The organism is Variovorax sp. 01T432, assembly GCF_056398605.1.
In genome coordinates, this window is record NZ_JBFTPS010000001.1 from 18,513 (window position 1) to 38,352 (window position 19,840).

Below are 19,840 nucleotides of genomic sequence, written 5' to 3' on the forward strand. Positions count from 1 at the left end.
GCAGACCCCCTTGGAGGGACTTTGAAACCGCTCAAGAAATCGGCCAAGCTGGCCAACGTGCTCTACGACATTCGCGGGCCCATCATGGATGCCGCGAAGCAGATGGAGGAAGAGGGCCAGAAGATCATCAAGCTCAATATCGGCAATCTGGCCGTGTTCGGCTTCGACGCGCCGGAGGAGGTCCAGCAGGACATGATCCGCAACCTCCCGGCCTCTGCGGGCTATTCGGACAGCAAGGGCATCTTTGCTGCGCGCAAGGCCGTGATGCACGAAACGCAGAAGCAGGGCATCGCGGGCGTGACACTCGACGATATCTACCTGGGCAATGGGGCGAGCGAACTGATCGCCATGGCGACCAACGCGCTGCTCAATGACGGCGATGAGTTGCTCTTGCCGGCCCCTGACTATCCACTATGGACCGCGGTCGCGAGCTTGTCGGGCGGTAGGCCGGTGCACTACATGTGTGACGAGGACAACGGCTGGATGCCGAGCCTCGACAACATCCGCGCCAAGATCACGCCACGCACGAGGGGCATTGTTGTCATCAATCCCAACAATCCGACGGGCGCGCTGTATTCGGACGAGCTGCTCAGGGGCATCGTCGACATCGCGCGCGAACACGGGCTCGTGATCTTCGCCGACGAGGTCTACGACAAGGTGCTCTACGACGGCGTCAGGCACACGGCGATCGCCAGCCTATCGAAGGACGTCCTCACGCTGACCTTCAATTCGCTCTCGAAGAGCTACCGCTCCTGTGGCTATCGTGCCGGCTGGCTGGTGGTGTCCGGCGACAAGAAGATGGCTTCCGACTACATCGAGGGCTTGAACATGCTCTCGAATATGCGCCTGTGCGCCAACGTGCCCGGTCAATGGGCAATCCAGACGGCCCTTGGCGGTTACCAGAGCATCAACGACCTGGTGGGCGAGGGCGGCCGCCTGCGGCGGCAGCGCGATCTGGCCTACGAACTCATCACCGCGATTCCGGGCGTGAGCTGCGTCAAGCCCAGCGCGGCGCTCTACATGTTCCCGAAGCTCGATCCCAAGGTTTATCCGATCGATGACGACCGCCAATTCTTTCTCGACCTCCTGAAGGAAACCAAGGTGATGCTGGTTCAGGGCACCGGCTTCAACTGGGCGACGCCGGATCACTTCCGCATCGTGTTCCTCCCACATGAAGAAGACTTGCGGGAAGCGGTCGCACGCATCGCGGGCTTCCTCGAACGATACCGAAACCGGGTCGCCTGACGCCCGCCTCGCAACACTCGCGCTCATTTACTGCTTCAAGACGAAACACATGAAATCCATCCAAGTAGGCCTGCTCGGCATCGGCACGGTCGGCAGCGGTACCTTCAAGGTGCTCCAGCGCAACCAGGAAGAAATCAAGCGCCGCGCGGGTCGCGGCATCGAGATCACGATGGTGGCCGATCTCGACGTGGCCCGCGCCAGGGCCATCGTTGGCGAACAGGTGCGAGTGGTCGAAGACGCGCGCGCCGTGATCGCCAATCCCGACATCGACATCGTGATCGAGCTGATCGGTGGCTACGGCATCGCGAAGCAACTGGTGCTCGAAGCGATCGCCGCCGGCAAGCACGTGGTGACGGCCAACAAGGCGCTGCTCGCCGTGCACGGCACCGAGATCTTCGCGGCAGCTCACGCCAAGGGCGTCATGGTGGCCTTCGAGGCTGCCGTGGCCGGGGGCATCCCCATCATCAAGGCGTTGCGTGAAGGGCTCACGGCCAACAGCATTCAGTGGATCGCCGGCATCATCAACGGCACCACCAACTTCATCCTGTCCGAGATGCGCGACAAGGGCCTGGACTTCGCAACCGTGTTGAAGGAGGCGCAGCGCCTGGGCTATGCCGAGGCTGACCCCACCTTCGACATCGAAGGTGTCGACGCTGCCCACAAGGTCACGCTGATGAGCGCCATCGCCTTCGGTATCCCGGTGCAATTCGACAAGGCTCACGTCGAAGGCATCACCAGGCTCGCGGCGCAAGACATCAAGTACGCCGAGCAGCTCGGTTACCGCATCAAGCTTCTCGGCATCACCAAGCGCAAGGCGCAAGGCATCGAGTTGCGCGTGCATCCCGCATTGGTGCCCTCCAAGCGCTTGCTCGCGAACGTCGAAGGCGCGATGAACGCCGTCGTGGTCAATGGCGACGCCGTCGGCACCACGCTTTACTACGGCAAGGGGGCAGGCAGCGAGCCGACCGCCAGCGCGGTGATCGCCGACCTGGTCGACATCACCCGCCTGCACACGGCGGACGCGGCTCACCGCGTGCCGCACCTCGCGTTCCATCCGGACGCGATGAGCGACTTGAAGGTGTTGCCGATGGCGGAGGTGGTGACCAGCTATTACCTGCGCATGCGCGTGGCCGACGAGGCCGGCGTGCTCGCACAGGTCACGGGCCTGCTGGCAACCGCGGGCATTAGCATCGACGCGGTGCTCCAGCGCGAAGCGGACGAGGTGGGCGGCGAAGGTTCCACCCAGACTGACCTGATCATCCTGACCCACGACACCCGCGAGGGCACGCTGGACGATGCGCTCGCGCAATTGCAGGCGCTGCCGACCGTGCTGGCGCCCATCGTGCGGATCCGCAGGGAAGAACTGGCCTGAGCATGATGGCAGGAACGCGGCAGCTCCTGCCATCCATCGCTTCCCTTGCGCTATTTGGAATGTAATGTGAACTATCTGAGCACCCGCGGCCATCCGGACCGCCGCCGCTTCTGCGAGATCCTGCTGGAGGGCCTGGCACCGGACGGCGGCCTTTATCTGCCTGAGCGCTACCCGCAAGTCGATGCCCCCACGCTCGCCCGGTGGCGAAGCCTGCCATATCACGAACTTGCCTTCGAGATTCTCTCGCTGTACATCGACGACATTCCCGCCGCCGATCTCAGGGCCATCTGCGCGAAGACCTACACCGCCGAGGTTTTCGGTAGCGCCGACATCGTGCCGCTGCGCGAGCTGGAAGATGGCGTCTATCTCGAAGCCCTGTCCAATGGCCCCACGCTTGCCTTCAAGGACATGGCGATGCAACTCCTCGGCAACCTGTTCGAGTACGAACTCGCGCGGCGCGGCGAAGAGCTCAACATCCTCGGCGCGACCAGCGGCGATACCGGCAGCGCGGCCGAATACGCGATGCGGGGCAAGAAGGGCGTGCGCGTGTTCATGACGTCGCCCGAAGGTCGCATGAGCCCGTTCCAACAGGCGCAGATGTTCAGCCTGCAGGACCCCAATATCCACAACATCGCAATCGCGGGCGTGTTCGACGACTGCCAGGACATCGTCAAGTCGGTGTCGAACGACCTGGCTTTCAAGCGCAAGTACAAGATCGGTACCGTCAACTCGATCAACTGGGCGCGTCTTCTCGCGCAGGTCGTGTATTACTTCGCGGGTTACTTCCAGGCGACCGGCGACAACGACAAGCAGGTCAGCTTCACCGTGCCCTCGGGCAACTTCGGCAACGTTTGCGCCGGGCACGTCGCACGCATGATGGGTTTACCGATCCACGTGCTCGTGGTCGCCACCAATGAGAATGATGTGCTCGACGAATTCTTCCGCACTGGCCTCTACCGCGTGCGCGCGCCCGCTGATACGCATGAGACATCGAGCCCCTCGATGGATATCTCGAAGGCCAGCAACTTCGAACGCTTCGTGTTCGATCTCGTGGGTCGCGATGCGGCAAAGACACGTGCGCTGTTCGAGGGCGAACTCGGCCGTGCCGGCCGCTTCGACCTGAGCGCCGACCCGGCATTCGCCCAGGCGGCGACCCGGTTTGGCTTCACCAGCAGCCGCAGTACGCACGCCGACCGCCTTGCCACGATTCGCGACACCGAGAAGCGCTTCGCGACGCTGATCGACACGCACACCGCCGACGGCCTCAAGGCGGCGCGCGAACACCTGACACCGGGCGTGCCCATGGTTGTGCTCGAGACCGCGCTGCCCATCAAGTTCGCGGAAACCATTGTTGAAGCCCTGGGCCATGCGCCCGAGCGCCCGGCGCGGTTCGAAGGCATCGAATCATTGCCCAAGCGGGTCGTCGACCTCCCTGCGGACGTCGAGGCAGTCAAGGCCTACATTGCGCAGAACTGCGGTTGATCCCCAAGGCGGCGCATGAAAGTCATCGGCTTTGCCGGCTTCTCGGGTGCAGGCAAGACCACGCTGGTCGAACGACTGATTCCCGTGCTCAAGCTGCATGGCCAGCGCGTGTCCGTGGTCAAGCACGCGCATCACAAGTTCGACATCGACCATCCGGGAAAGGACACCTACCGACATCGTGAGGCGGGCGCCTTCGAGGTTGTCGTCGCATCCGACAGGCGGCTGGCCTTGATTCGCGAGTTCGAACAGCCCGCACAGCTCAGCGTGCACCAGTTGATCGCCGAGCTGTGCAACAGTGTCGACTGGGTGCTGGTCGAGGGTTTCAAGCACAGCGACCTGCTGAAGATCGAGGTTTGGCGGTCAGCTGACGAAGGCAATGAGGCACGGCCCGCGCGCTACGTTGATGACGATTTCATCGTCGCCATCGCAACGAACCAGCCGCATCTGCTGCCTCGGCCCACCGGGCTGCCGATCTTTGACCTCGACGACGTCGATGGCATTGGCGCATGGCTGCTCCTGAATGCGCAGCGCTTCGAATACAACGTGGAGCACTATGGCTAGCACTTCCTCTTCCTCGCGACCCGCCCTGATGCCTCTGGACGAGGCGCTGGCCCGTCTGCTCGCCGCCGCCACCCCCCAGGTCGGTGTCGAGAGTGTTTCCACATTCGAAGCCGACGGGCGCGTGCTGGCTCAGGAAGTCGTGTCCGCGCTCACCGTGCCGCCGCGGGACAACAGCTCTATGGACGGTTACGCAGTACGTGTCGCCGATTGCGCCGCCCCCGGCGCCATGTTGACGGTGACGCAGCGCATCCCCGCCGGCAGCGTGGGCGTGCCCCTCCTCGCTGGAACGGCGGCACGCATCTTCACGGGCGCGCAGATCCCTGCGGGCGCCGATGCGGTCGTGATGCAGGAAGACACCAGCCCGTTGCCGGAAGAGGGCAGCCTGGGCAAAGTGCGCGTCGAAATCGTTCCGGCGCCTGGGCAGTGGATTCGCCGCGCCGGAGAGGACGTGGCCGCCGGAGACGTCGTGCTGTCGCGGGGCGAACGCCTCACGCCCGCTGCGCTGGGGCTCGCAGCCAGCGTCGGACTGGACCGCTTGCAGGTATCGAAGCGCCCGCGCGTCGCCTTGCTGTCCACAGGCGACGAGCTTGTCATGCCAGGCGATGTCGCCCCCGAGGCGATGAAGCCCGGCTCGATCTACAACTCCAACCGATTCTTCATGCGCGCCTTGCTCACCCGGCTCGGCTGCGAGGTGAACGATCTGGGCATCGTGCCGGATCGGCGCGACGCGACCATCGATGCCCTGCTCGCAGCGTCGCTCGGCAACGACCTGATCATCACCACCGGCGGCGTCTCGGTTGGCGAGGAAGACCACATCAAGGCCGCCGTCCAGCACCTGGGCCAGCTCGATCTGTGGTCGCTCTCCATGAAGCCCGGCAAGCCTTTCGCCTATGGCCGCATCGGCGGCGCCCACCTCACCGGGCTGCCCGGCAACCCGGTCTCGAGTTTCCTGACGTTCCTGCTGCTCGTGCGCCCCTTCCTGCTGACGCTGCAGGGCGTGAAGCGCGTCACGCCCCAGCCGATTGCGATGCGTGCAGACTTCGACTGGCCGCGCGCCGATCGTCGGCGCGAGTTTCTGCGCGCGCGCCGCAATGCGGCCGGCGGACTCGACGTGTTTGCCAACCAGAGCTCCGGCGTCCTGACCTCGATGGTCTGGGGCGATGGTGTGATCGACACGCCGGCCGGCCAGCCCTTCAAGGCCGGCGACATCGTGCAGTTCATTCCCTTCGCGTCCTTGCTTGCCTGAGCATGAAGATCAATGTTCGTTACTTCGCCTCGGTTCGCGAGGCACTCGGAACCGGAAGCGAGGCCATCGACTCTGCCGCACCCGATCTCGGCGCGCTGCGCGACGAACTGATCGCGCGCGGTGAGCCGCATGCAAGCGTGCTGGCCCGGGGCAAGGCCGTGCGCATGGCCCTCGACCAGGTGATGAGCAACGAAGCCGCCTTGCTGCATGAAGGTAGCGAAGTGGCCTTCTTCCCTCCGGTTACGGGCGGCTGAGCGCGGCCTGCGCTTGTCGCAGCCGTTCCCGAAGCGCGCTCGACGCCCGCGTCATCGGCGCGCGCAGCTCATCCAGGATCAGGCCCTCTTCGGCGAGCGCTGCCTTCAGCGGGCCGGGGTTCGCTTCGACGAACAGCGCTTCGATCAAGGGCAGGAGCGGCTGCCACTGCGAGCGAGCTTGCGCAAGACGGTCTTCGCGAAGCAGACGCAGCACTTCGACGAAGCGCGCGGTTTGCAGATGCGCACTGGCCGCGATAGCACCCACGCCACCCTCAGCGACCGTGGCGAACATCTGCGTGTCCTCGCCGGCCAGCACCTGCAGGCGTCCATCGGCGATGAGCGCTTGCGTCTTGGCCCTGTCGCCGCCGCAGTCCTTGATCGCTCGGATGCGCGGGTTGTCGGCGAGCGCGAGCAATGTCTCGCGCGCTATCTCGATGCCGCTGCGGTAGGGTATGTCGTAGATCAGCAGCGGGACAAGGCTGGCATTCGCAATGGCATTGAACCATTCGGCGAGCCCGGCCTGGGCGGGGCGGATATAGCTAGGCGCTGGCACGAGCAATCCAGCCAACCCCTCGCGATCGGTGAGCCGCCGGACCCAGGCCAGGGTCTTGCCGAGGTGATGGCCCGAGACGCCCATGATGCGCGGCAGCGCAGGCGCGGCCTTCGCGACAGTGGCGAGCACGGCCAGCTGCTCGCCTTCGTCGAGCGCGGCCGCCTCGCCGGTCGAGCCGCAGACCACGAAGCCGGCAATGCCCGTCCTCGCGAGCCGCTCGGCCAGTGCCGCCAGCGCCGGATGATCGACCGCGCCGTCGCGAAACGGCGTCACGAGCGGGACCCAGAGGCCCGAAAAATCGGGGGGAGTCGAAGAATGAGGCACGCAGCTTTCCTTTCAGGAATCGACCGATGGAAGAACCACCGTCGAACGCGCGCGCAACCAGCATGGGCCCAGGCCTTGTAGTTCCGTCGCTCATCCGACGACGGAACCAAAGCTCCGGTCAGATGAGCTTGGTTTTTTTGGCTTTGCCTTCCGCGCGCACGAGATCCATTTCTTCGACCGAAGAAAAGCTGGGTTGCGTGGCGGGGGCGGGCATGGGCGCAGTCTATCGCAGTGCCACAATCCGGGCATGACTGGCCCGCGTGTTTCGATCCAGACCGAAGACTTCGACCTGCAGCAGGAGATTGCCGCATTGCGCGCGGCTGACGCCGGTGTCGGCGCCGTCTGCAGCTTCATCGGCACCGTGCGCGACCGCAACGACGGCAGTGCGGTGGCCTCGATGGAGCTCGAACACTATCCCGGCATGACCGAGAAGGCCATCGAGGCCATGATCGACGAGGCCCATCGGCGCTTCGACATCCTCGGCGCGCGCGTGGTCCACCGCGTCGGGCTCCTGCAGCCGCTGGATCAGATCATGATGGTGGCCGTGACCTCGGCCCACCGTGGCCAGAGCTTCCAGGCCTGCGAATTCCTGATGGACTATCTCAAGACGCAGGCGCCGTTCTGGAAGAAGGAGCAGACGCCCGAGGGCGCCCGCTGGGTGGATGCGCGCGTGGACGACGACGCCGCGCTCGCGCGCTGGGGCATCACTGCCAGTAACGCCTGAGGACCACGACCCGGCGACCGTCGCTTGCTTTTCCTACTGGGGCTGGAAGCCGCTGGCCTTGATGATCTGCTCCCAGGTCTGGGTGTAGCTTCGCACACGCCCGGCAAACTGCCCCTGTGGCATATAGGCGACCRTCAGCCCCATTGCCGTCAGGCGCTGTCGCACATCCGGCATGGCGATCACCTTGGCGAGTGCCTCGCCGAAGCGGTCGATCACCGCCTGAGGTGTGCCCACCGGCGCGAAGACGCCGTAGTAGGGCAGATCGTCCAAGCCGGAAAAGCCGAGTTCGGCAAACGTAGGCACCTGAGGAAGAAGCGCCTGGCGCTTGTCGCCGATCACGGCCACGACGCGGATCTTGCCAGCCTTCTGGTTCTCGATGAAATCGGGAATCGAGCCGATGCCCGAAGAGATCTGATTGCCCAGCATGTCGGACATCATCGGTGCGCTACCCCGGTAGGGAGCGGCCTGCACGTCGAGCTTGTACTTGTCACCGATCAGCTTGACCAGGAATTCCGGGATCGAAGCTGGCGCCGGAACGCCGATGGTGTCCTTGCCGTCGCGTTTGGCCTTCACCCAGGCCACGTACTCGTTCATCGACTTCGCCGGCGTTCCGCCTGACACTGCCAGCGCGTTTGCGAACGTGGCGAACCCGGCCACCGGGACGAAGTCATTGGCCGGATTGAAGCCTGGGTTCTTCACCACCAGCGGCAGGATGGAGATCGAGTGGTCGTGCGAAAGAAAGAGGGTGTGCCCATCGGCCGGTGCCGTCTTGAGCACCTGTGCCGCGATCTGGCCGCCGGCCCCGGCACGGTTCTCCACCACCACCGGAGTGCCCAGTTGGTCCTTGAGCTTTTCCGCCAGCGTGCGCGCGATGACGTCGGTGCCGCCGCCGGCCGGAAAACCGACCAGCAGACGGACCGGTGTGCCGCTCTGGGCTTGGGCGAGACCGGCCATCGCCGTGAAGACGCCGAGCGTCAGCATCGTGCGCAAAGCTTGCGATAGAACAACTCGTCTCGAAAAGGACATGATCAACTCCAAAGCCTGAATAAGAAGAACGCATCCGGGGCGGTCGTGCTCTTGAATCGCCGCGGAATAGACCTATTTTGAATGCAGGAATCAAGCCATGCGACAAGACAAACTCACCACCAAGTTCCAGGAAGCACTCGCCGACTCGCAGTCGCTCGCCCTGGGCAACGACAACGCCTACATTGAACCGGTTCACCTGCTCGTCGCCATGCTGCGCCAGGAGGACGGCCCGCGCGCGCTGCTCGAGCGTGCTGGCGCCAACGTGCCCGGCCTGCTGCAGGCCGCCGAGGCCGCCATCAAGAGGCTGCCGAAGGTCGAGGGCCACGACCAGGTTCAGGTCGGACCCGACCTGAGCAAGCTGCTGCAGGCAACCGAGAAGGAAGCCATCAAGCGCAACGACCAGTTCATCGCCGGCGAGCTCTTCCTGCTCGCCATCGCCGACAGCAAGGCCGACATCGGCAATCTGGCGCGTAGCAATGGCGTGACGCGCAAATCGCTCGAAGCCGCCATCGAGGCAGTGCGTGGTGGTCAGGGTGTCAACAGCGCCGATGCCGAAGGCCAGCGCGAGGCGCTGAAGAAGTACTGCATGGACCTTACCGAGCGCGCGCGATTGGGCAAGCTCGACCCCGTGATCGGCCGCGACGAGGAAATCCGGCGCGCCATTCAGGTGCTGCAACGCCGCACCAAGAACAACCCTGTGCTGATCGGCGAGCCGGGCGTGGGCAAGACGGCCATCGTCGAAGGCCTGGCGCAGCGGATCGTCGCGGGCGAAGTTCCCGACTCGCTCAGGGGCAAGCGGGTGCTGTCGCTCGACATGGCTGCGTTGCTGGCAGGTGCCAAGTTCCGGGGCGAGTTCGAGGAACGCCTGAAGAGCGTCCTCAACGAACTGGCCAAGGATGAGGGCCAGACCATCGTCTTCATCGATGAGTTGCACACGATGGTCGGTGCCGGCAAGGCCGAGGGCGCGATGGACGCGGGCAACATGCTCAAGCCCGCGTTGGCCCGGGGCGAGTTGCATTGCGTCGGTGCGACCACGCTGGACGAATACCGCAAGTACATCGAGAAGGATGCCGCGCTGGAGCGCCGCTTCCAGAAGATCCTGGTGGGCGAGCCCAGCGTGGAGGCGACCGTCGCCATCCTGCGTGGCCTGAAGGAAAAGTACGAAGTCCACCATGGCGTCGACATCACCGATCCGGCGATCGTCGCCGCGGCCGAGCTGTCCGACCGCTACATCACCGATCGCTTCCTGCCCGACAAGGCCATCGACCTGATCGACGAAGCCGCCGCCAAGATCAAGATCGAGATGGACTCCAAGCCCGAGGCAATGGACCGTCTCGACCGCCGGCTTATCCAGCTGCAGATCGAGCGCGAAGCCGTCCGTCGCGAGAAGGATGAGGCTTCGCAGAAGCGTTTCGCCCTGATCGAGGGAGAGATCGCCAAGCTGCAGAAGGAGATCGCGGACCTCGACGAGATCTGGCAGGCCGAGAAGGCGCAGGCCCAGGGCAGTGCGCAGATCCGCGAAGAAATCGACAAGATCAAGTTCCAGATTGCGGAATTCACCTCCAAGGGCGACTTCAACAAGGTCGCTGAGCTGCAGTACGGCAAGCTGCCCGGGCTCGAGAAGCGGTTGAAGGAAGCGCAGGACACAGAGGCCAGCAAGGGCAAGTCCAGTGCCCCCACGTTGCTGCGCACGCAGGTCGGCGCGGAAGAAATCGCCGAGGTGGTGGCGCGCGCGACCGGCATCCCCGTCTCCAAGCTGATGCAGGGTGAGCGCGACAAACTGCTGATGATGGAAGCCAGGCTGCACGAGCGCGTCGTGGGCCAGGACGAGGCCATCGGAGCGGTCGCCAACGCGATCCGTCGTTCGCGCTCCGGCCTGTCGGACCCCAATCGTCCGACCGGCTCCTTCCTGTTCCTCGGCCCCACGGGCGTGGGCAAGACCGAGCTCTGCAAGGCGCTGGCAGGCTTTCTGTTCGACAGCGAAGACCACCTGATCCGCGTCGACATGAGCGAGTTCATGGAGAAGCACTCGGTCGCGCGACTCATTGGCGCGCCGCCCGGCTACGTCGGCTACGAAGAGGGCGGTCACCTCACCGAAGCGGTGCGCCGGAAGCCCTACAGCGTGCTCCTGCTTGACGAGGTCGAGAAGGCGCATCCGGACGTCTTCAACGTGCTGCTGCAGGTGCTCGACGACGGCCGCCTCACGGATGGACAGGGGCGTACGGTGAACTTCAAGAACACCGTGATCGTGATGACCAGCAATATCGGCTCGCCCATCATCCAGTCGATGGTGGGCCGCCCGAACGAGGAGATCAAGGACGCTGTCTGGGGCGAATTGAAGAACTACTTCCGGCCTGAGTTCCTGAACCGTATCGACGAAACCGTGGTGTTCCATGCGCTCGACGCGAAGAACATCGAGGCGATCGCGGCCATCCAGCTCAAGGTGCTGCAAGACCGTCTGGCGAAGATGGATCTCGGTCTGGACGTTTCGCCGGCCGCACTGGCGGAGATCGCGAAGGTCGGCTTTGACCCGGTATTCGGCGCCAGACCGCTCAAGCGCGCGATCCAGCAGCGCATCGAGAATCCGCTGTCCACGCTGCTGCTGGACGGCAGTTTCGGGCCGAAGGACACGATCCACGTGAACACCGACCCGATCCGCACGCCTGGCCAGTTCACGTTCACAAAGACAGGGGAACCAAGGGCCGAGGCCGTGGCCTAATGCTGATGATGAACCTTGTCTTCCGGCTCGTTCTCCTCGTGATGGGCCTCGTGTTCGCGGCCAGTCTGGCTGTCGCCGTGCTGCTGCTCGCGGTCGTCTGGGGCCTGCGCTACGGCTGGGCGCGCCTCACGGGGCAGCCTGTCAACCCTTGGGTGATGCGCTTCAACCCGCGAGGCGGGTTCGACCGCTTCCGCGCAGCCGGCCGTCAGGCCCAGCCCACTGCGGCTGATGTCGCCAGTGCCCGCGCGCGTGGCGAGGCTGCGGATGGCCCTTTGCGCGTGCGCGACCCGGGCCATGTAACCGACGTGCAGGCCCGGCCCGTTTCACGGGGCGAGTAAGCGCCAAGAGCGTGGCCGCCTTCTCAGTCGGCCGTGAGGGGCCGGTATGCGGCGGCCGGGTGGCTTGGCGGCAACCTGTCGCGGCCAAAGAGTTTTCCGCGTAGCGAGCCGTTTCCATAGGCGGTCTTGTAGACACCGCGTTCCTGCAGAATCGGCACAACCAGGCCGATGAATTCACGAAGCACTCCGGCGCCACGGTGCGTGATAGGTTGAAGCCATCGACATCGGCGTCGGTGGTCCATGCGATCAAGGCGTCTGCAATGCTCTCGGCCGATCCGACCAGCGGCTGCTGCCGGCTACCCAGCACCATCTGTTCCAGGAGCTTGCGCTTGGTCCACTGTGGCCCGGCGTTGCGCTTCATGGCCTAAACGCGATCCTCTCGCGAATGAGCCGGCCTGGCAGAGCACCGGCGTACGCTGCGGCGATGGTTCGCTCTGGTGCATGGCGTCCATCCGGTGTGGACATGCGGCGCGCGAAGAGGAAAGGGGGTTCGCAGGTGAGGTTGGCGGTCACGCCGAACCCGAGATTCCGCGTTCGAGCCTGCGGGCGTATTCGGTCCAGTAGTGAATGTCGAGATAGCGGGACGATTGGTCGCGCGGGTGCGTCCACAGCCCCTGCTGGATGTGGCCTACGCAGTTCATGTCGAAGGCGTTGATTCGGATTTCGCGTGACACGGTGCTTTCCGTGGATGGAGAGCGGTCTCCTGGATCGATGCTCCAATTCGTCGTAGTGAACGTGCGGGCGTCCCCGGCTCCCCCTTGAGCTTCGTTGCGCAGGCAACGAGGGGAAACATGTCGCAAGCGTCAAAATAGCGCATGTCCATCCTGCGTCCACCCGTCCTCATCGATCCCATGGAGGTCGAGTTCAGCGCCATCCGCGCGCAGGGCGCGGGCGGCCAGAACGTCAACAAGGTGTCGAGCGCGGTGCATCTGCGCTATGACATCCTGGCGAGTTCGCTGCCCGAGGACGTCAAGGAACGCCTGCTTGCCCTGCGCGACAGCCGTATCACCCATGAGGGCGTGCTGGTGCTCAAGGCGCAGCGGCATCGCAGCCAGGAGATGAACCGGGCCGATGCGCTCGCCCGCCTTCAGGAATTGGTCGACGGCGTCGCCACGCCACCGCGTGTGCGTCGTGCCACGAAGCCGAGCTATGGCTCCAGGCAGCGTCGGCTCGAAGGCAAGAGCCAGCGCTCGGAAATCAAGAGCTTGCGCGGGCCGGTGAAGGACTGACCTCCTCCGGCATGAGCGGTACCTCGGCCCCGGCGGTCAGTGCCGCCAGCGCATCGGCGTCGGTCCGGTAGCTCAGCAGATGCGGGCCCGGCGCGAGCAGCCCGGCGCGATCGAGCACCTGTTGCGCCGGCAGCTTGAGCCCCGAGATGTGCAGCCGCACGCCCCGTGATTCGAGAAAGCGGCGGATGCTGCCGAACACCTCGGCGCCCGTGATGTCGACGCGGTTGATCGGCTGCGCGAACAGGCAGACGTCGGTCAGCCCGGGCCGCTGCGCCAGCGCGACGGTGATCGCGCGTTCGAGCGTGCTGGCCGATGCAAAGTCGAGCTCGGCGTCCATGCGCAGTGCGTACAGATTGGGCGCGAGCGGCTGCAGGTGCCAAAGGTGGCGGTCGCGCAGGCTGCCGTCGGGGTGCAGCCCCACTTCGATGATGCGTGGGTGCAGGTGCCGGTACATGTAGTGCGCCAATGCGGCCAGCAGGCCGCCGAGCACGCCCCAATAGATGGAAGGAGCGGTCGCGATGGTCAGCGCAAACGTGGCCAGCGCGATGGCCGCCTCGATGGGTGAGATCCGCCACAGCGCGATGAATGCCGAGGGCCGCAGCAGGCCGAGGGTTGCCGTTGCGACGATGGACGCGAGCACCGCCTGCGGCACGTGATAGAGCAGCGGCATGGCCCACAGCAACGCGGCGGCCACCACGGCGACGCTGACGAGCGTGGACCATTGCGTCTTGGCACCGGCATAGAGCGTGATGGCCGAGCGCGAGAACGACGAACTGGTCGGAAAGGAGCCCGTCAGGCCCGAGGCGATCTTGCCCAGGCCTTGCCCGATCAGGTCCTGGTTCTCGTTCCAGAGCTTGCCGGCGCGCGCGTTGTCGATCTTGGCGCTCGATGCGGTTTCCAGGAAGCTCACCAGCGTGATCAGGAAGGCCGGTAGCAGCAGTGCGCTCAGGCTGTCGAAAGAGAGACCGCCGGGCCAGTAGAGCGAAGGCAGTCCCGAGGGAAGGGCGCCGATCACCGCGCCGCCCTCGAGGGCGTAGCCGACACCGAAGCTGATGGCGGCGCTGGCCGCCACGAGAGCCATCGTGGTGGGGATGCGCGGCGCCAGCCGCTTGCCCAGCCACAGCGTCGCCATGCCGCCCAGTCCGAATGCGATGGCAACGAAGTCCGGCGGCGGGCCTTTCAACAGCTGGAGCGCCGAGCGCCCGGTGAAACCCAGCAGCGCGGGCAGTTGCGAGAGCGTGATGAGCACGGCGGCGGCCTGCGTGAAGCCCATCAGCACCGGTGAGTTGACCAGTCGCAGCAGCCAGCCGAAGCGCGCCGCGCCCAGCGTCACCTGCATCAGGCCCGAAAGCAGGGTCAGCCAGACGGCCATCGCTACCCACTCGCGGCTGCCGGGAATCGCGAGCGGCGCGAGCGATGCGCCGACCAGCAGGCTCGTCAGCGCGGTGGGCCCGACCGACAACCGCGCGGAGGAGCTGAAGAGCACGGCGATCAACGCCGGCAGCAATGCAGCGTAGACGCCGGTGACCAGGGGCATGCCCGCAAGCGCCGCATAGGCCACGCCCTGGGGGATGACCATCAACGCGACCGTGATGCCCGCGGTGGCCTCGTTCACGAGCATCGCCTTGTCGGGGCGTTCCCAGTTCAGAAAAGGAAGCCAGCGCGCGAGCTGGTCGCGGTTCAAGGCCATGCCCTCGGTGGGCGGAGAGGATTGGAATGCACCGGGCGATGATACGAAAGCGGAAAGAGGCTACGCCTTCTTCTTGTGCTGGAACGCCGTCGGCGACTGGCCCGTGGCCGCCTTGAACATGGCGCAGAACGCGCTGTCGGTCGCATAGCCGCTTGCGGAGGCGACCTGGCTCACAGCCATGCCGCGTGCGAGCAGAGGCAGGGCATGCGCCAGCACGGCCTGCTGGCGCCACTGCTGCCAGCTCATGCCGAGCTGGTCGCGGAACAGGCGGGCCACGGTGCGCTCGCTGGCGCCGATGGTCGCGGCGCGGTCGGCCAGCGTGGCGCGGTTGGCCGGATTGCGCAGCAGCGCCTCGCAGAGCTGACGCAGGCGCTTGTCGGCCGGCAGCGGTACGTCGATGCGGATCTGCGTCGCGCGCTCGAGCTCATCGACCAGCAGGGGGGCGATCCAGCGTTCGCGCTGCGCCGCATGCGGGTCGGCCGGTGGCAGGCCATCGGGCGTGGTGTCGAGCGCGAGCATCAGCGCGCGCAGCAGCGGGCTGATCTCCAGCACTTCGCATCTCTCCCAGGGCGGCCCGAGCCAGCTGTGCAGGTACACGGTGCGGAGTTCCGCGTCTTCGATCAGCGTGATGCTGTGCGACATGTTGGCGGGCACCCAGAGCGCGCGCGACGGCGGCACGATGTAACTGCCATCCTCGGTGCTCAAGCGGATCACGCCGCGCGTCGAGAAGGTGAGCTGCGGCCAGGGATGGGTGTGCAGCTCGACCAGCGTGTCGGCCTTGAGGAAGTGCTCCTTGGCGCGCAGCGGCCGCAGGGCGTCGGGCGCGTAGAGATGCGGGGTGAGTGGGCCGACGCTGGTGGTCGGAGCCGGGTAGGGCGCCGGAGGCGTGGCGACTGTAGGCGGCATGATTGCGACAAATGTTGTCTCTGTATCGCCATTCTGCCGCGACGGCGCGGCATAGGATCGGTGCCCCGCCAGTTTCTTGTTGCAAACCATGTCCTCTTTCACCAAGACCGCCGCCACCGCGGCGCCCACCCTGCGCTCTGATGTCAAGCTGATTGGCCTGGTGGGGCTGGCGCATGCCGTGAGCCATTTCAGTCAGCTCGTGCTGGCGCCCTTGTTCCCCTGGCTCAAGGACGCGTTCAATGTGAGCTACACCGAGCTCGGCGCGGTCCTCACAGTGTTCTTCGTCGTCTCGTGCATCGTGCAGGCGGCTTCGGGCTTCATCGTCGACAAGCTGGGCCCGCGGCCCGTGCTTTTCGTGGGGCTCGGCATGCTCGGGCTGGCCGCTTTCAGCTACGCCCTGGCGCAGAACTACTGGATGCTTCTCGGCAGCGCGGTGATCGCGGGCACCGGCAACGGTGTCTTCCACCCGGTCGACTACACGCTTTTCAATCGCAAGGTGGCACCGACGCGACTCGGCCACGCCTACAGCGTGCACGGCATCACTGGCAGCCTGGGCTGGGCGCTGGCGCCGGCCTTCGTGGTGCCTCTCGCCATCGCCTTCTCATGGCGGGTGGCGCTGGCTTCGGCAGGTGCCGTGGCCGTGGCCGTGCTGCTCGTGCTGTGGTTCAACCGCAGTGTGCTATCGCTCGACGCGAGCGCGGTGCAAAAGGCCACAGGGCCGAATGCCACCGGCGGCGGCGAGTTCGCCTTCCTGAAGATCCCGGCGGTCTGGATGTGCTTCGGCTTCTTCCTCTTCTACGCGATGACCCTGAGCGTGGTGCAGACCTTTGCACCGGCTGCGGCCGGCCACTTGCACGCAGTGCCCGTAGCGCTGATCGCGGTATGCCTGACCATCTACATGGTTGCCAGCGCCAGCGGCATGGTGGTGGGGGGCTTCCTGGCCTCCGACCCCTCACGGTGCGAGCGCATCGTGGGAGCGGGCTTCGGCGTTGCGGCGGTGCTGGCGCTGGTGCTGGCGCTGGCGGATTTCGCGCCTTTCATGGTGCCGGTCATTTTTGGTGCCATGGGTTTTGCTACCGGCATTGCCGGGCCGTCGCGCGATCTCCTGGTCAAGCGCTCGACGCCGGCCAATGCCACCGGGCGCGTGTACGGCGTGGTCTATGCCGGGCTCGACATCGGGCAGGCAGTGGCGCCGCTGATCTTCGGCCGGTTGATGGACAACGGCCAATACACGAGCGTGATTATCGGCCTGGCCATCGTGCAGGGCGTGCTGATCGCAAGCGCATTCAATGTGCGTCGCGTGCGGCGAGAAGCATTGGTTGCCGCCTCGGCTTGACGCCCTCTTGATTGCCCGCCCTGTCGGGCGGCGATCAAGCGGCGAGGAGCGCGTCGACGCGCCGCAGTCCCTCGATGGTCTTCACGCAGGCCTCGGCCGCTTCGGTCCCCTTGACCGCGAAGTGCCGGTGGAAATACTTCCGGTGCTCCACGTGCTCATGGAAGTGATGCGGCGTGAGCACGGCCGACAGGATCGGCACGTTGGTTTCCAGCTGCACCGTCATCAATGAGTTCACCACCGTGCTGGCGACGAATTCGTGGCGGTAGATGCCGCCGTCCACCACCAGCGCGCAGCCGACAATGGCGGCGTAGCGCCCCGAGCTGGCGAGCCGCTTCGCGTGCAGCGGAATCTCGAAGGCGCCAGGCACGTCGAACACATCGATGGTGTCGAGCGCCACGCCCTGGCGGGCCATTTCCTCGAGGAAGGCGTCGCGTGCCTGGTGGACGATGTCCGAATGCCATTGCGCCTGTATGAAGGCGATGCGCTGGCCGCGCGGGGCATCCGATGCGGCGATGGCGGAGAGGGGAAGGTCGTTGATCTGACTCATGGTTGGCCTTTGACGGTTTCCTGAATCAGGGCGCACGAACCCATCGCCGGAGCATGCGCAAGGATGCGCCTGCCCGGCAACGGGGTCGCGCTCTCTTTCATCCGGACTATGACCGTCGGCCCCGGGATCTCACCAGGTCTGCTGACCCAGCGGCTCATGACGAGCCGCTGGCGCTCGCGGGCTCATGCGAGCGTGTCGCCACGCGTCGCCATCACCGCCGGTGGGGAATCTCACCCCGCCCTGAGAACGCTTGCACCGGCAGAAGCCGGAGCAGGGCCGATTCTAGGCAAGGCTGCAAGACCGCGCTTGCGTGCGGGCTGCGCGCCGGACCTCATTCCTGAGCGTTGCGAGCACGGCGTCGAGGTACGCCAAGTGGTTGGCCGGGTTGCAGCCGAAACTGATCTTGGAGAAGCGGTGGGTGCGGTGGGACACGCAGCACGGTCGCGCCGGTGAAGGAGGGCGCAGATAATCCGCGCACCCATATTGCAGCAGAGGCATTCCGTACATGAGCTCATCACAACCCGCAGGCCATCTGATCGTCGAGTGCCTGATCGAACAAGGCGTCGAACTGGCCTTTGGTGTTCCCGGCGAAAGCTATCTCGCGGTGCTCGACGGCTTTCACGCCTACGGCGAGCGCATCCGCTTCATCGTGAATCGTCAGGAGGGCGGCGCGGCCTTCATGGCCGAGGCGCACGGCAAGCTGACGGGCCGGCCCGGCATCTGCTTCGTCACGCGCGGCCCGGGCGCCACCAACGCCTCGATTGGCGTGCACAACGCCTTCCAGGATTCGACGCCTATGGTGCTGTTCGTCGGCGATGTCGGCAGCGACTTCCGCGATCGCGAGGCCTTCCAGGAGGTCGACTACGGCAGTTTCTTCGGTCCGAGCACGAAGGGTTTCGCCAAGCGTGTGGAGCGCATCGACGACGCCAATCGCATTCCGGAATACATTGCACGCGCATTCGCGACGGCCATGAATGGCCGCCCGGGGCCGGTGGTGCTGGTGTTGCCTGAAGACATGTTGCGTGCGATGACTGCGTCGAGGCCATTGCGCCGCGTGGAGGCGGTCGAGCCTTGGAGCGATCCCGGCGCGCTGCGCACCTTGCGCGAGATGCTGATGAAGTCCGAGCGGCCGCTGGTGATCGCCGGTGGCGGCGGCTGGACGCCGCAGGCGGCGCAGGCGCTGCAGCGCTTCGCGGAGAACTGGAGGCTGCCGGTCACCAATGCGTTCCGCTTCCAGGACACCTTCGACAACCACCATCCGCTGTATGCCGGCGACGTGGGCATCGCGCTCAATCCGAAGCTCGCGGAGCGCGTGAAGCACAGCGATCTGATCATCGCCATCGGTCCGCGGCTCGGCGAGATGACGACCAATGGATACACGCTGCTCGAAGCACCGAAGGCGAAACAGACGCTGGTGCACTTCCATGCGAGCGCGGAAGAACTCAATCGGGTCTATCAGGCGGACCTCGCGATCAACGCCGGCATGAGCTCGGCCGCGCGCAGCCTCGAGGTGCTCAGCGCGCCGACCGAGTTGCCGTGGGAGGCATGGACCGCCGCTGCGCATGCCGACTACCTTGCGAATCTGGAGCCGCAGGCCCTCGCGGGGCTCCCGGCGGAGGCGCCGCGCGGGTCCGTGGACATGGTCGCAGTGGTCGGGCTGTTGCAGAAGCACCTGCCGCCAGACGCGGCGATCACGAACGGGGCGGGCAATTTCGCCAGCTGGGTGCACCGCTACTTTCGCTACCACGGCCTCGCGAAGGGCCACAAGACGCAGCTCGCGCCGACCAGCGGTGCCATGGGTTATGGCGTTCCGGCCGGCATCGCGGCCAACATCGCGACGGGGCGCGTTGTCTTCACGATCGCTGGCGACGGCGACTTCCTCATGAACGGGCAGGAACTCGCCACCGCCTCGCAGCACGGGGGCAAGAGCATCATCGTTCTGCTGAACAACGGCATGTTCGGGACGATTCGCATGCATCAGGAGCGCGAGTACCCGACGAAGGTCAGCGGCACCGCATTGCGCAACCCGGATTTCTGCGCGCTGGCCAAGGCCTACGGCTATGCCGCGGAACTCGTGACCGAGACTTCGCAATTTGAAGGCGCGCTGCTGCGCGCGCTCGCGGCCGACACCGGAACGCTGATCGAGATCCCGCTGGATCCCGAAGTGATCACTACACGGGGCACGCTGAGCTCGATCAGAAAGGCCGCGCAGGCGCACTCTTCGGACGCTTGAGGGGGGCGTAGTCGAGCCAAAAAAAAAGCCGGCTTGGGCCGGCTTTTTGATTGAA

General features: G+C 65.5%; 17 protein-coding genes, 1 pseudogene and 1 riboswitch. Of the genes and pseudogenes, 12 read left to right on the top strand and 6 right to left on the bottom strand.

The features are described from left to right. The first annotated feature begins 21 nt into the window (after positions 1-21). The 6 genes from AC1DNF_RS00115 to AC1DNF_RS00140 all read left to right on the top strand — a co-directional run bounded on the left by AC1DNF_RS00115 (position 22) and on the right by AC1DNF_RS00140 (position 6,160). Positions 22-1,245 (top strand): pyridoxal phosphate-dependent aminotransferase, encoded by a 1,224-nt coding sequence (locus AC1DNF_RS00115; protein WP_478146499.1) that lies wholly within the window; start codon positions 22-24, stop codon positions 1,243-1,245. 49 nt (positions 1,246-1,294) lie between these two features. Beyond that, on the top strand, positions 1,295-2,617 hold the full coding sequence (locus tag AC1DNF_RS00120) for a homoserine dehydrogenase (RefSeq protein WP_478146500.1): 1,323 nt from the start codon (positions 1,295-1,297) through the stop codon (positions 2,615-2,617). Between the two features lie 66 nt (positions 2,618-2,683). Further along, a complete protein-coding gene (gene thrC / locus AC1DNF_RS00125; RefSeq protein WP_478146501.1) occupies positions 2,684-4,099 on the top strand; it encodes a threonine synthase in 1,416 nt (471 codons plus the stop codon). A gap of 15 nt (positions 4,100-4,114) precedes the next feature. Further along, positions 4,115-4,660 (top strand): molybdopterin-guanine dinucleotide biosynthesis protein B, encoded by a 546-nt coding sequence (gene mobB / locus AC1DNF_RS00130; RefSeq protein ID WP_478146502.1) that lies wholly within the window; start codon positions 4,115-4,117, stop codon positions 4,658-4,660. Next, a complete protein-coding gene (locus tag AC1DNF_RS00135) occupies positions 4,653-5,906 on the top strand; it encodes a molybdopterin molybdotransferase MoeA (protein WP_478146503.1) in 1,254 nt (417 codons plus the stop codon). Before mobB ends, AC1DNF_RS00135 begins: the two co-directional genes overlap by 8 nt. Before the next feature lie 2 nt (positions 5,907-5,908). Further along, positions 5,909-6,160: a MoaD/ThiS family protein gene (locus AC1DNF_RS00140; RefSeq protein WP_478146504.1), complete on the top strand. Its 252-nt coding sequence runs from the start codon at positions 5,909-5,911 to the stop codon at positions 6,158-6,160. Here the strand turns inward: AC1DNF_RS00140 and dapA are convergent. Then, the gene (dapA, locus tag AC1DNF_RS00145; protein ID WP_478146505.1) at positions 6,147-7,037 is read right to left on the bottom strand and encodes a 4-hydroxy-tetrahydrodipicolinate synthase; all 891 of its coding nucleotides are present in this window, start codon (positions 7,035-7,037) and stop codon (positions 6,147-6,149) included. The two genes, AC1DNF_RS00140 and dapA, sit on opposite strands and share 14 nt — an antisense overlap. A 247-nt stretch (positions 7,038-7,284) precedes the next feature. On the opposite strand from dapA, the gene AC1DNF_RS00150 reads away from it, so the two are divergent. Continuing rightward, complete coding sequence (locus tag AC1DNF_RS00150) at positions 7,285-7,761, top strand: molybdenum cofactor biosynthesis protein MoaE (RefSeq protein ID WP_478146506.1); 477 nt, start codon at positions 7,285-7,287, stop codon at positions 7,759-7,761. A 33-nt stretch (positions 7,762-7,794) separates the two neighbouring features. Here AC1DNF_RS00150 and AC1DNF_RS00155 read toward each other — a convergent pair whose 3' ends face one another. Then, positions 7,795-8,787 carry a Bug family tripartite tricarboxylate transporter substrate binding protein gene (locus AC1DNF_RS00155; protein ID WP_478146507.1) on the bottom strand — a complete coding sequence of 331 codons (993 nt, stop codon included), beginning with the start codon at positions 8,785-8,787 and terminating at the stop codon, positions 7,795-7,797. A gap of 97 nt (positions 8,788-8,884) precedes the next feature. Between AC1DNF_RS00155 and clpB the strand changes: the two genes are divergently transcribed. Both clpB and AC1DNF_RS00165 read left to right on the top strand, forming a co-directional pair. Continuing rightward, positions 8,885-11,506, top strand: coding sequence for an ATP-dependent chaperone ClpB (gene clpB / locus AC1DNF_RS00160; RefSeq protein ID WP_478146508.1), 2,622 nt, complete (start codon positions 8,885-8,887; stop codon positions 11,504-11,506). Between the two features lie 8 nt (positions 11,507-11,514). Beyond that, complete coding sequence (locus AC1DNF_RS00165) at positions 11,515-11,844, top strand: hypothetical protein (protein ID WP_478146509.1); 330 nt, start codon at positions 11,515-11,517, stop codon at positions 11,842-11,844. 23 nt (positions 11,845-11,867) lie between these two features. Here AC1DNF_RS00165 and AC1DNF_RS00170 read toward each other — a convergent pair. Next, positions 11,868-12,485 (bottom strand): annotated as a pseudogene (locus AC1DNF_RS00170) (LLM class oxidoreductase). Between the two features lie 174 nt (positions 12,486-12,659). Here AC1DNF_RS00170 and arfB point away from each other — a divergent pair. Then, a complete protein-coding gene (gene arfB / locus AC1DNF_RS00175; RefSeq protein ID WP_478146510.1) occupies positions 12,660-13,073 on the top strand; it encodes an alternative ribosome rescue aminoacyl-tRNA hydrolase ArfB in 414 nt (137 codons plus the stop codon). Here the strand turns inward: arfB and AC1DNF_RS00180 are convergent. Together AC1DNF_RS00180 and AC1DNF_RS00185 are read right to left on the bottom strand one after the other, a co-directional pair. Beyond that, positions 13,042-14,763 (bottom strand): SulP family inorganic anion transporter, encoded by a 1,722-nt coding sequence (locus AC1DNF_RS00180; RefSeq protein ID WP_478146511.1) that lies wholly within the window; start codon positions 14,761-14,763, stop codon positions 13,042-13,044. The genes arfB and AC1DNF_RS00180 overlap by 32 nt on opposite strands. Positions 14,764-14,823: 60 nt before the next feature. After that, positions 14,824-15,669, bottom strand: a complete 846-nt coding sequence (locus AC1DNF_RS00185; protein ID WP_478146512.1) for an AraC family transcriptional regulator — start codon at positions 15,667-15,669, stop codon at positions 14,824-14,826. An 88-nt stretch (positions 15,670-15,757) separates the two neighbouring features. Between AC1DNF_RS00185 and AC1DNF_RS00190 the strand changes: the two genes are divergently transcribed. Further along, positions 15,758-17,005, top strand: a complete 1,248-nt coding sequence (locus tag AC1DNF_RS00190; RefSeq protein WP_478146513.1) for an MFS transporter — start codon at positions 15,758-15,760, stop codon at positions 17,003-17,005. A gap of 34 nt (positions 17,006-17,039) precedes the next feature. On the opposite strand, the gene AC1DNF_RS00195 is transcribed toward AC1DNF_RS00190, so the two are convergent. Beyond that, complete coding sequence (locus tag AC1DNF_RS00195) at positions 17,040-17,552, bottom strand: 6,7-dimethyl-8-ribityllumazine synthase (protein WP_478146514.1); 513 nt, start codon at positions 17,550-17,552, stop codon at positions 17,040-17,042. Positions 17,553-17,637: 85 nt separating this feature from the next. After that, positions 17,638-17,804: riboswitch (FMN riboswitch) on the bottom strand. Between the two features lie 253 nt (positions 17,805-18,057). Between AC1DNF_RS00195 and AC1DNF_RS00200 the strand changes: the two genes are divergently transcribed. Continuing rightward, positions 18,058-19,785, top strand: coding sequence for a thiamine pyrophosphate-binding protein (locus AC1DNF_RS00200; RefSeq protein ID WP_478146515.1), 1,728 nt, complete (start codon positions 18,058-18,060; stop codon positions 19,783-19,785). Positions 19,786-19,840: the final 55 nt, after the last annotated feature.